Here is a 12313-nt window from a genome sequence, read left to right as displayed (position 1 = left end):
CGCGGTGCCCCGGAGGTTGCGGCCGGCCCGACCGGGTGAGGTCGGACACGGCACGCGGGTCGGGTCAGAGCCCGGGGTAGAGCGGGTACTTCTCGGCGAGCGCGGTGACCCGGGCCTTCAGCGCGGCCTTCTTCTCCTCGTCGAAGGAGGGCAGCAGGGCCTCGGCGATGACGTCGGCGACCTCGGTGAAGTCCGCGGCCTGGAAGCCGCGGGTGGCCAGCGCCGGGGTGCCGATCCGCAGGCCGGAGGTGACCATCGGCGGGCGCGGGTCGTTCGGCACCGCGTTGCGGTTCACGGTGATGCCGACCTCGTGCAGCCGGTCCTCGGCGTCCTGGCCGTTGAGCTCGCTGTTGCGCAGGTCGACCAGGACCAGGTGGACGTCGGTGCCGCCGGACAGCACCGAGACGCCGGCCGCCTTGGCGTCCTCCTGGAGCAGGCGGGCGGCCAGGATCTTGGCGCCCTCCAGGGTGCGCTCCTGGCGCTCCTTGAACTCCGGGGAGGCCGCGACCTTGAAGGCCACCGCCTTGCCGGCGATCACGTGCTCCAGCGGGCCGCCCTGCTGGCCGGGGAAGACCGCGGAGTTGATCTTCTTGGCCAGCTCGGCCTTGGAGAGGATCACACCGCCGCGCGGGCCGCCCAGGGTCTTGTGGGTGGTGGTGGTGACCACGTCCGCGTAGGGCACCGGGGAGGGGTGCAGGCCCGCGGCCACCAGGCCGGCGAAGTGGGCCATGTCCACCATCAGGTAGGCGCCGACCTCGTCGGCGATCCGGCGGAACTCGGCGAAGTCGAGCTGGCGCGGGTAGGCGGACCAGCCGGCCACGATCAGCTTGGGCTGGTGCTCCTTGGCGAGGCGCTCGACCTCCTCCATGTCGACCAGGTTGGTCTGCTCGTCCACGTGGTAGGCGACCACGTTGTAGAGCTTGCCGGAGAAGTTGATCTTCATGCCGTGGGTCAGGTGGCCGCCGTGCGCCAGGTTCAGGCCCAGGATGGTGTCGCCCGGCTGGATCAGCGCGAACATCGCGGCGGCGTTGGCCTGCGCGCCGGAGTGCGGCTGCACGTTGGCGGCCTCGGCGCCGAACAGCGCCTTGATCCGGTCGATGGCGATCTGCTCCACCACGTCGACGTGCTCGCAGCCGCCGTAGTAGCGCTTGCCGGGGTAGCCCTCGGCGTACTTGTTGGTCAGGACCGAGCCCTGGGCCTCCATGACCGCCACCGGGGCGAAGTTCTCGGAGGCGATCATCTCGAGGGTGGTCTGCTGGCGGTGCAGCTCGGCGTCGACCGCGGCGGCGATCTCCGGGTCGAGGGTGTGCAGGGATTCGTTCAGAACCGTCATGGGGGCGTCTTCCCATCGATGCGGTCGCGCGTGCCACGCCGGGGCGGGCGACGGGCGAGGGGGTCTCGACACCGGGCGGCCGCCGCGCTGCGGCCGCCCGTCGCTTCGGTCAGGAACCGGTGAGGGCGCTGTACTCGTCGGCGCTCATCAGGTCGGCCTGGGCCTCGGTGACCTTGAGCTTGAAGAGCCAGCCGCCCGCGAAGGCGGCCGAGTTGACCAGTGCCGGCTCGTCTATCACGTCCTGGTTGACCTCGACGACCTCGCCGGAGGCGGGGGAGTAGAGGTCGCTGACCGACTTGGTGGACTCGAGCTCGCCACAGGTCTCACCGGCGGTGACGGTGTCACCGACCGCGGGAAGCTGCACGTAGACGATGTCGCCGAGGGCGGTGGCCGCGTGCTCGGTGATGCCGACGGTGGAGTTGCCGTCAGCGTCGGCCGCGGTCAGCCACTCGTGCTCCTTGCTGTACTGCAGGTGCTGCGGGTTGCTCATGGTGCTCATTCTCCATCAGTGGGAAGCGGGAACCGCGCGGCGTCCGCTGTGCGGGACGTCGCGGGAGGGGAAGGGGCTCTGCCCCAGGATCAGCGGGCGCGCTTGTAGAACGGCAGCGCGACGACCGTGACCGGCTCGTGCTTGCCGCGCACGTCCACCGCGACCTCGCTGCCGGGGGCCGCGTGGGCGGCGTCCAGGTAGGCGATGGCGATCGGCTTGCCCAGGGTCGGGGAGGGCGCGCCCGAGGTGATCCGGCCGATCACGGCGCCCTCGGCGTCCACCACCGAGTACTCGGCGCGCGGGACCCGCTTGCCTTCGGAGACCAGGCCGACCAGCACCCGCGGCGGGTTGGCCTCGGCCTGCGCGGCGGCGGCCTCCAGCGCCTTGCGGCCGACGAACTCGCCGCCGTTGGTCGTCTTGTCGAACCGGACGACCCGGCCCAGGCCGGCGTCGAACGGGGTCAGCGTGGTGTCCAGCTCGTGCCCGTAGAGCGGCATGCCGGCCTCCAGGCGCAGCGTGTCGCGGCAGGACAGGCCGGCCGGGACCAGGCCGTGCGGGGCGCCGGCCGCGGTCAGCGCTGTCCACAGGTGCTCGGCGTCGGCCGGGGCGCAGAAGATCTCGAAGCCGTCCTCGCCGGTGTAGCCGGTGCGGGCCAGCCAGACCTGCCGGTCGGCGACGGTGGCGGGCAGCAGCGCGTAGTACTTCAGACCGGGCAGGTCGGCGTCGGTGACCGAGGAGAGGATGGCGTTGGCCTCGGGGCCCTGCACGGCGAGCAGCGCGTAGGCGTCGCGGTCGTCGCGGACCACGGCGTCGAAGCCGGCCGCGCGCTCGGTCAGCGCGTCCAGCACCACCTGGGCGTTGGAGGCGTTGGCGACCACCATGTACTCGTCCTCGGCGGTCCGGTAGACGATCAGGTCGTCCAGGATGCCGCCGTCCTCGCGGCAGATCATGGTGTAGCGGGCGCGCAGCACGCCGAGCGCGGAGATGAAGCCGACCAGCGCGTGGTCCAGCAGCTCACCGGCCTGCGGGCCGGAGACGGTGATCTCGCCCATGTGGGAGAGGTCGAAGAGACCGGCCTTGGTGCGGACGGCGAGGTGCTCCTCGCGCTCGCTGCCGTAGCGCAGCGGCATGTCCCAGCCGGCGAAGTCGGTCATGGTGGCGCCGAGGGCGCGGTGCAGGGCGTCGAGCGCGGTCAGGCGCGGGGACATGGCGGTACTCCCGGTCTGGAAACAGGCAGGTCAGGGGTGAGTCTCCCCGTCTGTCGTCACAACCTGAGAGCTTCACCGCACATCACCAGGATGACGCGGCTTGCACCGTGGGTGGGCGCACGGCACGGCCGTGTTCCACTTTCCAGATTCGCCTCGCCCACGCGGTATCGGGTGCCTGAGAGATTCCGGGGAGGACTTGCTCCTTCGGCGCCGGTCCGTGCCCTGGGGCACCTCCGGACTCTCCCGCGCGGGTTCGAGCGGCCAGTATGAAGTTCGTAGCGCGGGCACATCATCGCACGTCTGTCCGCCCAGTGGGAGAGGGGTCGGTGGGTCAACCGCAGACCGGTACCCTGCTGCGGTGGAGACTCAGGGGTTGGAGCAGCCGCTCATGGGCGGCGGCTGGCCGGCGAACGAGCTGGAGCAGGTGCTGAGCGCGGCGATCGGCGACCCGGGCGCGACGCCCCGGGTGATCGAGGTGCTGGCCCGCAGCCAGGTCTGGATCCCGCTGCCGGCCGGTGCCGACCCGCAGGGCACGGCGCTCGACCTGCCGACCGTGGAGCTGGCGGGGCGCCCCTACGTGCCGGTCTTCTCCTCCGAGGAGCAGTTCCTGCGCAACGCCCCCGGGCTGAGCTGCGCGGTCGCGCCGGCCTGGGAGTTCGCCCGCGGGCTGCCGCTGGGGATCGGGATCGCCGTCAACCCGGAGGCGCCGGTGGGCATCCCGGTGCCGCCGGAGGGCGTGGGCGAGCTGCGCCGCGGGCCGCGCGAGCAGCGCTGGGACCCGGCCACCGGCGCGCCCATCGGCGACGGCGCCCGGGTGGCGCTGCGCGAGCCGGAGCCGGCCGAGGAGCCCGCGGCCTTCCTGGCGGCGGTGCGGGCCGAGCTGGCCGCGCTGCCCGGGGTACTGACGGCCCGTCGGGCGCTGGCCTCGGTCGAGGGCGAACCGACGGTGCTCTTCCTGGGGGTGCAGCTGGATCCGGCGGCGCCGGCCGACCCGGCGGAGGCGAACGCGGCACTGGGCCGGGCGCTGGGTGTCGCCCCGCTGCCCGGCGGCGTGCACATGGTGCTGCTGGACCTGGCGGCCGACCCGGTGGTGGACTGGATGCTGCACCGGGTCCACCCGTTCTACCAGCGCGGTTGAGCCGGCCGGGCACGGCACGGTGACGGCCGTCGGCCGGGCGCCGTAGGGTGCTGGCGGGAGTGGTACTAGCAAGGGGAGAACGACAGCGGTGACGACGGGAGCGGCGGGCGGCGGCGCGGGGCCGTGGGGCCCGGCACCGGGCGCTGACCCCGGGGCCCTGGAACGGGCCCTGGGCGAGGTCGCCCCGGAGCGGTACGAGGCGTACGAGCAGCTGCTGCGGGAGCTGTCGGCGGGCCGGGTCTGGATGCTGCTCTGGCAGGGCACCCCGGGCAGCCCGGACGCGCAGTACGGGAACATGGACATCGGCGGCCTCGGCTACGCGCCGGCCGTCACCTCGCCCGGTCAGCTGGCGGCCTGCGGGTGGACCAGGGCGCACGAGGTGATCACCGGCCAGGAGATCGCCGGGGCCCTCTACCGGACCCGCTGGGGCCTGTGGCTGAACCCGCACGCCCCGGGCGGCGGGGTCGGGGTGCCCTGGGCCGACCTGCGCCGGGTGGCGGCGGGACTGGACCGGGTGCCGGCCGGGCCGCTGCGGCTCAGCGACCCGCAGCAGCTGCCGGGCACCGAGGCGTTCTTCGCGCTGCTGGCGCACCAGGCGCCGTCGGTGCGGCCGGTCCGGGCGCTGCGCCGGGCCTGGGTGCAGCCGGCCCTCGGCGAGCCGTACCTGGCGATCGGGCTGGAGCTGTACGACACCTCGCCGCCGGCCGTGGAGGCGGTGCGGGCGCTGATGCAGCGGGCGATCGGGCAGGCGCCGCACGGGCTGGCGGTCTCCACGGTGGCGATGAGCGACGACTTCGACCCGGTGGCGCTGTGGATGCGCGCCAACTCCCGGCCGTTCTACCACCGGGAGGCGACCCCGCCGCCGGCCGTGCCGTCCTACCCGACGGGGTACGGCTACCCGGGCCAGGCGTGGCCGCAGCAGCCCTGGACGGGGCGCTGAGCGGATCGGGACGGAGCGCGGGGCGGCGGGAGCCGCCCCGCGCTCCGCTGTTTCCGGTGGGGCCCGGTGCGCGATCTGAGCCTGCGTTGAGCTTGAGTGACATCCCGCCGCGGTGACCGGAGGCCGGGCGGAGGCACCGAACGTTCCGTCGGCCGGGAATCTGATATTCCGTCAAGTTCTGCTGATTCCAAGGAGATTGCTGCCAGGTCGGGCACTTGTCATGCACTCCTTGGTTTAGTGATCTTCGAATTCGGTAGATCACAGTTGGGCATCCTTCACCAATCAGGGCTGGCGCCGCCATGGCGTGTGCGTGAAGAGTTCTGCGCACCGCACCAGCCGAGCAGATCGCAGCGGCCTGGCCCACCGGTCCTGACCTGGACCTGACAGTGCCATGCCTCCCTGCGGACTGCCATGGGCCGACGACCGTCGGCGAGGGGACGCCAACTGCCCATGAGCACACCGATCGACACCACCGAAGCCGCACCCGAGCCGGCTCTCCCGGCCGCGGCCGGCATCCGGATCGAGGGCCGATCGCTCGGCCGGATCGCGTGGATCCGCTTCAAGCGCGACAAGGCCGCCATGGCGGGCGGGATCGTGGTCATCCTGCTGGTGCTGCTGGCCGTGCTGGCCAAGCCGCTCGAGTCGGTCCTCGGACTCGACCCGAACGCCCAGAACCCCGACCTGCTCAACGCCGACCTCGGCGGCCTGCCGAACGGCTCGTTCGGCGGGATGAGCGGCAGCCACCTGCTCGGGGTGGACCCCGGCCTCGGCCGCGACCTGCTGGCCCGGATCGTCGAGGGCTCCTGGGTCTCGCTGCTGGTCGCCTTCGGAGCCACCGTGCTCTCCAACACCATCGGCACCGTGCTCGGCGTGATCGCCGGCTACTACGGCGGCTGGGTGGACACCGCGATCAGCAGGGTGATGGACACCTTCCTGGCCTTCCCGCTGCTGCTCTTCGCGATCTCCATCTCCGCCTCGCTGCAGGGCGGCGCGTTCGGGATGCACGGCCTGCCGCTGCACATCTCGGTGCTGATCTTCGTCATCGGCTTCTTCAACTGGCCCTACATGGGCCGGATCGTGCGCGGCCAGACGCTCTCGCTGCGGGAGCGGGAGTTCGTCTTCGCGGCCCGCTCGCTCGGCGCCCGCGGCCCGTTCATCCTCTTCAAGGAGCTGCTGCCGAACCTGGTCGGTCCGATCCTGGTCTACTCGACCCTGCTGATCCCGACCAACATCCTGTTCGAGGCCGCGCTGAGCTTCCTCGGCGTCGGCATCCAGCCACCGCAGGCCTCCTGGGGCGGGATGATGAACGACGCGATCCACTACTACCAGGTCGACCCGGAGTACCTCGTCGTACCGGGCCTGGCGATCTTCCTCACCGTGCTCGCCTTCAACCTGCTCGGCGACGGACTGCGCGACGCGCTCGACCCGCGCAGCAACTGACTTACCTTCACATCCCTTTCCCCACACGACACTCCAAGGGGTTGATCCTGCAATGCGCCGATCCCGTTCCCTCGCCCTGGCCGCGGTGGCCGCCACCGCCGCGCTGGTGGTGACCGGTTGCTCCAGCAGCAGTAGCGGCAAGGGGTCCAACCCGACAGGCAGCAGCGCGTCCGGTTCGGACGCTGCGACCAAGGGGATCGTCAACGCGTCCGACCACAAGGGCGGCACGGTGACGTACGAGATGAAGGGCACCCCGGACTCGCTCGACCCGGGCAACACCTACTACGCCTACATCTACAACTTCTCGCGGCTCTACGCCCGTCCGCTCACCACCTTCGCCCCCGGCCCGGGCAAGGACGGCACCAAGCTGGTGCCCGACCTGGCCTCCGGCATGGGCCAGTCCAGCGACGGCGACAAGACCTGGACCTACAAGCTGCGCTCGGGCCTGAAGTACGACGACGGCACCCCGATCACCTCCAAGGACGTCAAGTACGCCGTGGAGCGCAGCAACTTCGCGCCCAAGGTGAACTCCAACGGGCCGACCTACTTCCAGGAACTGCTGGTCGACAACCCGACGCCGTACCAGGGCCCCTACGACGACAAGAGCCCCGACGGCCTGAAGTCGATCGAGACCCCGGACGACACCACCATCGTCTTCCACCTGAGCCAGCCGTTCGCCGAGTTCGACTACCTGGTGAGCGCCCCGGAGACCGCCCCGGTGCCGCAGGCCAAGGACGACGGCTCGGGCTACGTGAAGCACATCGTCTCCAGCGGCTCCTACAAGTTCCAGGCGTACGACGAGGGCAAGGGCGCGACCCTGGTCCCCAACACCAACTGGGACCCGACCACCGACCCGATCCGCAAGCAGCTGGCCGACAAGATCGTGCTCAAGGAGAACATCGACCAGGCCACGGTCGACAACGACCTGCTCTCCGGCAACGCCCAGGTCGACCTGGTGGGCGGCGGGGTGGACCCGCAGACCCAGGCGAAGATCCTGCTCGACCCCTCGCTGAAGGCGCAGACCGACAACGCCTACGGCGGCCGGCTCACCTACCTGGCGCTCAACACCAAGGTGGCGCCGCTGGACAACGCGGACTGCCGCAAGGCGGTGCAGTACGCGATCGACAAGGTCGCGGTGCAGACCGCCCAGGGCGGCCCGATCCGCGGCGCGATCGCCAACACCGTGCTGCCGCCGGACATCCCGGGCCAGCAGCCGTTCAACCTCTACGCCAGCCCCGGTGACAAGGGCGACCAGGCCAAGGCCAAGGACGCGCTGAAGGCCTGCGGCCACCCGGACGGCTTCAAGACCACCATCACCGCGCGCAGCGAGCGCACCGCGGAGGTCACCGGCGCGACCGCGATCCAGGGCGCGCTGGCCAAGGTCGGCATCCAGCTGGAGATCCAGCAGTACCCGCAGGGCAAGTACTTCTCCGACTACGCGGGCGTGCCGGACTTCATCAACTCCAAGGGCATCGGCATGATGATGATGCAGTGGGGCGCCGACTGGCCGAGCGGCTACGGCTTCCTGCAGCAGATCACCGACGGCCGGGCGATCAAGGCCTCCGGCAACAGCAACCTGGCCCAGCTGAACGACTCCAGCGTCAACCAGCTGCTCGACCAGGCGGCCGCCAGCGACGACGCGACCACGCGCAACGGCGACTACGCGCAGATCGACAAGCAGGTCATGCAGGACGCGGTCTACGTGCCGCTGACCGACTTCAAGGTCTTCCTCTACCGCCCGTCCAGCGCCACCAACCTGGTCTCCACCTCGGCGTTCAACGGCGAGTACGACTACCTCAACATCGGCTCCACCAAGTAACAGTCGGCTCACCATCCCCTGAAGGCAGGTGAAGGCGAGCGGCGTCCCGCTCCCGGCCGCGGTCCCCACCGGGACCCGGCCGGGAGCGGGAAGTCCCAAGCCGTCCAACCGTGTTGGCCTACATCATCCGCAGGACGCTGGCCGCCCTGGTACTGCTGCTGGTCGTCAGCGCGGTCACTTTCGGCATCTTCTTCCTGCTCCCGCACCTGGCGGGCGAGACCACCGACCAGCTGGCCGCCCAGTACATCGGCAAGAACCCCAGCCCCGAGGCGCTGGCCGCGGTCAAGAAGAACCTCGGCTTCGACCAGCCGGTCTACGTCCAGTTCGCCCGGTTCATCAAGCAGATCTTCGTCGGGGCGCAGTACAAGTACGGCCCGGACGCGACCACCTGTCACGTGCCGTGCTTCGGGTACTCGTTCAAGAACCACGTCGAGGTCTGGCCGGAGATCCGCACCCGGATCCCGGTGACCTTCTCGCTGGCCATCGGCGCTGCGGTGATCTGGCTGGTGGCCGGCGTCGCCACCGGTGTGGTCTCGGCACTGCGGCCGAAGTCCTTCTTCGACCGGTTCTCGATGGGCATCGCGCTGGCCGGCGTCTCGCTGCCGATCTTCTTCACCGGGGCCGTGCTGCACTACCTGTTCAGCTACAAGTGGACCGTGATCGGCAACCTGCACTACGTCAACTTCACCGATGACCCGGTGGGTTGGGCGGTCAACCTGATCCTGCCGTGGATCTCGCTGGCCTTCCTCTACTCCGCGCTCTACGCCCGGCTGACCCGGGCCGGGATGCTGGAGACGATGAGCGAGGACTACATCCGCACCGCCCGGGCCAAGGGCCTGGCGGAGGGCAAGGTGGTGGTCCGGCACGGACTGCGGGCCGCGCTCACCCCGATCCTCACCATCTTCGGCATGGACCTGGGCCTGCTGCTCGGCGGCGCGGTGATCACCGAGCAGGTCTTCTCGCTGCAGGGCATCGGCTTCTTCGCGGTCTCCGCGATCTCCGACAACGACCTGCCGAAGATCCTCGGCGTCACCATGATCGCCGCCTTCTTCATCGTGCTGTGCAACCTGCTGGTGGACCTGCTGTACGCCGTCATCGACCCCCGGGTGAGGCTTTCATGATCGTCGAACCCGTGACCGACAGCCGCGGGACGGCCGGCGACGCCTTCCTCTCGGTGCGCGACCTGCGGATCCACTTCGACACCGACGACGGCCTGGTCCGCTCGGTGGACGGGGTCACCTTCGACCTGGCCCGCGGCCGCACCCTGGGCATCGTCGGCGAGTCCGGCTCCGGCAAGTCCGTCACCTCGCTGGGCATCATGGGCCTGCACCGCTCCAAGCGGGCCCGGATCACCGGCGAGATCTGGCTGGACGGCCAGGAGCTGGTGGGCGCCGACCCGGACGCGGTGCGCCGGCTGCGCGGCCGCTCGATGGCGATGATCTTCCAGGACCCGCTGACCGCGATGCACCCCTACTACACGGTGGGCGCGCAGATCATCGAGGCCTACCAGGTGCACCACCCGAAGGCCTCCAAGCGGGACGCCCGCAGGCGCGCGGTGGAGATGCTGGACCGGGTCGGCATCCCGCAGCCGGACCGCCGGGTGGACGACTACCCGCACCAGTTCTCCGGCGGCATGCGCCAGCGCGCGATGATCGCCATGGCCCTGGTCAACGACCCCTCGCTGCTGATCGCCGACGAGCCGACCACCGCGCTGGACGTCACCGTGCAGGCGCAGATCCTGGACCTGATCCGGGACCTGCAGCAGGAGTTCGGCTCGGCGGTCATCATCATCACCCACGACCTGGGCGTGGTGGCCGAGCTGGCCGACGACATCATGGTGATGTACGGCGGGCGGTGCGTGGAGCGCGGTGCTGCCGAGCAGCTCTTCGACTCGCCCGAACACCCCTACACCTGGGGCCTGTTGGGATCGATGCCGCGGCTGGACCGGGCCCTGCAGGACCGCTTGGTGCCGGTCCGCGGCACCCCGCCGAGCCTGATCAACGTGCCGGCCGGCTGCGCCTTCCACCCGCGCTGCCCGTACGCCGAGCAGACCGCCGGGCGCTCGCACAGCGAGCTGCCGGTGCTGGCCGAGGCCGCCCCCGGGCACTTCGCCGCGTGCCACCTGCCGGCCGCCGAGCGGCACCGGATCTTCACCGACGAGATCGCCCCGCGGCTCTGAACCGACGGCCCTGAACTGGACTGGAACTGATTGATCATGACGGACATTCAGAAGCTGGTGCCGGCCCAGGCACGGCCCGCCGGTGAGCCGCTGCTGCGGGTCACCGACCTCGAGCGGCACTTCCCGATCAGGGGCGGCCTGCTGCGCGGCACCCGGGGCGCGGTCCGGGCGGTGGACGGGATCAGCTTCTCGGTCAACGCCGGCGAGACGCTGGGCGTGGTGGGGGAGTCCGGCTGCGGCAAGTCCACGATGGGCCGCCTGGTCACCCGGCTGGACGAACCCACCGGCGGCAAGGTCGAGTTCGAGGGCCGGGACATCACCCACCTGTCGACCGGCGCGATGCGGCCGCTGCGCCGGGACGTCCAGATCATCTTCCAGGACCCGTACTCCTCGCTGAACCCGCGGCACACCGTCGGCACCATCGTCAGCGCGCCGTTCAAGCTGCAGAAGGTGGCCACCGAGCACGGCGTGAAGCGGGCGGTGCAGGACCTGCTGGAGCTGTGCGGGCTCAACCCCGAGCACTACAACCGCTATCCGCACGAGTTCTCCGGCGGCCAGCGGCAGCGGATCGGGATCGCCCGGGCGCTGGCGCTCAAGCCCAAGCTGATCGTGGCCGACGAGCCGGTCTCCGCGCTGGACGTCTCCATCCAGGCCCAGGTGGTCAACCTGCTGGACGACCTGCAGCGCGAACTCGGCCTGACCTATCTGATCATCGCGCACGACCTCTCGGTGGTCCGGCACGTCTCGGACCGGGTGGCGGTGATGTACCTGGGCAAGATCGTGGAGATCGCCGAGCGCGAGGCGCTGTACGCGGGGCCCGCGCACCCGTACACCAAGGCGCTGATGTCGGCCGTGCCGGTGCCGGACCCGCGGCGCAGGGAGCGGCGGGAGCGCATCCTGCTGACCGGTGACGTGCCGTCGCCGATCAACCCGCCCAGCGGCTGCCGGTTCCGCACCCGCTGCTGGAAGGCCCAGGACGTCTGCGCCGCCCAGGAGCCGCCGCTGGCCGAGCTGCGGCCGGGCCACCTGACGGCCTGCCACTTCCCGGAGCTCCAGGACGCGGCCTGATCAGCGCCTGACGCGCTTCTTCCTGCTGCGGTTCCTCGCGCCGACGACGGCCGCGGCCGGGCCGCCCGGAGCCCTGGGCGCCGGGGCGGCCGCGGCCTCGCGCAGGGCCAGCCCGCGGACCCGGCGGACCAGCAGCTCGTAGAGGCCGACGGCGAGCGCGACGACCGCCAGGCCGACCGGCTTCGGACCGCGGTCGGCGCCGGCGGTCTTCGGCTCCACCCAGCCCGTCCGGTCCACCAGCAGGGTCCGGGTGGTGCCGGCGTCCCGCGAGCCGTCGCAGCCGTCGGTGATCTCGGCATGCGGCAGCGGCCGGCCGTCGGTGCGCTGCAGCAGGCAGGTGTAGACCGGGCCGTTCCGGCCCGAGCTGCGGTGGACCGCGGTGACCCGGACCTCGGTGAGCTGCCCGTTCTGCTGCTCCCAGGCGGACTCGAAGGCCAGGCCGGCGCCGAGCATGACCGCCAGCGAGGCGATCAGCCCGCCGAAGAAGACCAGCCCCCTGGCGGCCAGGCCCATCAGCAGCGAGAGCGCGGCCACCGCCACCACGATGCCGAGGAAGAAGGCGGCCCAGAACCAGTCCGGGCCGGTGCCGAGCACCCCGACGCCCAGCATCGGCAGCGGGGCGAAGGCGGCGTAGCGGGCGAGCCGCCGCACCGTGGGCGCGGGCCAGACGGCGTTCCCGCGGGAGCGGGCCACCGCGC

At 71.3% G+C, this 12313-nt stretch carries 11 protein-coding genes and 1 riboswitch; of the genes, 7 read left to right on the top strand and 4 right to left on the bottom strand.

Features of this window, described 5'->3' with window-relative positions:
• Positions 1-64: 64 nt before the first annotated feature.
• The 3 genes from glyA to gcvT form a co-directional block, all read right to left on the bottom strand.
• Positions 65-1333, bottom strand: coding sequence for a serine hydroxymethyltransferase (gene glyA / locus ACFYNO_RS07345; RefSeq protein ID WP_388006731.1), 1269 nt, complete (start codon positions 1331-1333; stop codon positions 65-67).
• Positions 1334-1442: 109 nt separating this feature from the next.
• A complete protein-coding gene (gene gcvH, locus ACFYNO_RS07340; RefSeq protein WP_388006728.1) occupies positions 1443-1823 on the bottom strand; it encodes a glycine cleavage system protein GcvH in 381 nt (126 codons plus the stop codon).
• An 89-nt stretch (positions 1824-1912) separates the two neighbouring features.
• On the bottom strand, positions 1913-3031 hold the full coding sequence (gene gcvT / locus ACFYNO_RS07335) for a glycine cleavage system aminomethyltransferase GcvT (protein WP_388006725.1): 1119 nt from the start codon (positions 3029-3031) through the stop codon (positions 1913-1915).
• Positions 3032-3183: 152 nt separating this feature from the next.
• A riboswitch (glycine riboswitch) is annotated at positions 3184-3287 on the bottom strand.
• Between the two features lie 132 nt (positions 3288-3419).
• Between gcvT and ACFYNO_RS07330 the strand changes: the two genes are divergently transcribed.
• The 7 genes from ACFYNO_RS07330 to ACFYNO_RS07300 all read left to right on the top strand — a co-directional run bounded on the left by ACFYNO_RS07330 (position 3420) and on the right by ACFYNO_RS07300 (position 11615).
• Positions 3420-4169 (top strand): enhanced serine sensitivity protein SseB C-terminal domain-containing protein, encoded by a 750-nt coding sequence (locus ACFYNO_RS07330; RefSeq protein WP_388007535.1) that lies wholly within the window; start codon positions 3420-3422, stop codon positions 4167-4169.
• A gap of 88 nt (positions 4170-4257) precedes the next feature.
• Positions 4258-5109: an enhanced serine sensitivity protein SseB C-terminal domain-containing protein gene (locus tag ACFYNO_RS07325; protein WP_388006722.1), complete on the top strand. Its 852-nt coding sequence runs from the start codon at positions 4258-4260 to the stop codon at positions 5107-5109.
• 450 nt (positions 5110-5559) lie between these two features.
• The gene (locus tag ACFYNO_RS07320; RefSeq protein WP_388006719.1) at positions 5560-6549 is read left to right on the top strand and encodes an ABC transporter permease; all 990 of its coding nucleotides are present in this window, start codon (positions 5560-5562) and stop codon (positions 6547-6549) included.
• A 52-nt stretch (positions 6550-6601) separates the two neighbouring features.
• Complete coding sequence (locus ACFYNO_RS07315; RefSeq protein ID WP_388006716.1) at positions 6602-8368, top strand: ABC transporter substrate-binding protein; 1767 nt, start codon at positions 6602-6604, stop codon at positions 8366-8368.
• Between the two features lie 110 nt (positions 8369-8478).
• A complete protein-coding gene (locus tag ACFYNO_RS07310; RefSeq protein ID WP_388006713.1) occupies positions 8479-9489 on the top strand; it encodes an ABC transporter permease in 1011 nt (336 codons plus the stop codon).
• Positions 9486-10547: an ABC transporter ATP-binding protein gene (locus ACFYNO_RS07305; RefSeq protein WP_388006710.1), complete on the top strand. Its 1062-nt coding sequence runs from the start codon at positions 9486-9488 to the stop codon at positions 10545-10547. The genes ACFYNO_RS07310 and ACFYNO_RS07305 overlap by 4 nt, the downstream gene beginning before the upstream one ends.
• Positions 10548-10583: 36 nt before the next feature.
• On the top strand, positions 10584-11615 hold the full coding sequence (locus ACFYNO_RS07300) for an ABC transporter ATP-binding protein (protein ID WP_388006707.1): 1032 nt from the start codon (positions 10584-10586) through the stop codon (positions 11613-11615).
• On the opposite strand, the gene ACFYNO_RS07295 is transcribed toward ACFYNO_RS07300, so the two are convergent.
• Positions 11616-12308 carry a hypothetical protein gene (locus ACFYNO_RS07295; RefSeq protein ID WP_388006699.1) on the bottom strand — a complete coding sequence of 231 codons (693 nt, stop codon included), beginning with the start codon at positions 12306-12308 and terminating at the stop codon, positions 11616-11618.
• Positions 12309-12313 lie beyond the last annotated feature (5 nt).

The sequence above is a fragment of the Kitasatospora sp. NPDC006697 genome, assembly GCF_042869935.1.
In the GTDB taxonomy this organism is placed as follows: Bacteria; Actinomycetota; Actinomycetes; order Streptomycetales; family Streptomycetaceae; genus Kitasatospora.
This window is presented reverse-complemented; position numbering and strand designations above follow the sequence as displayed.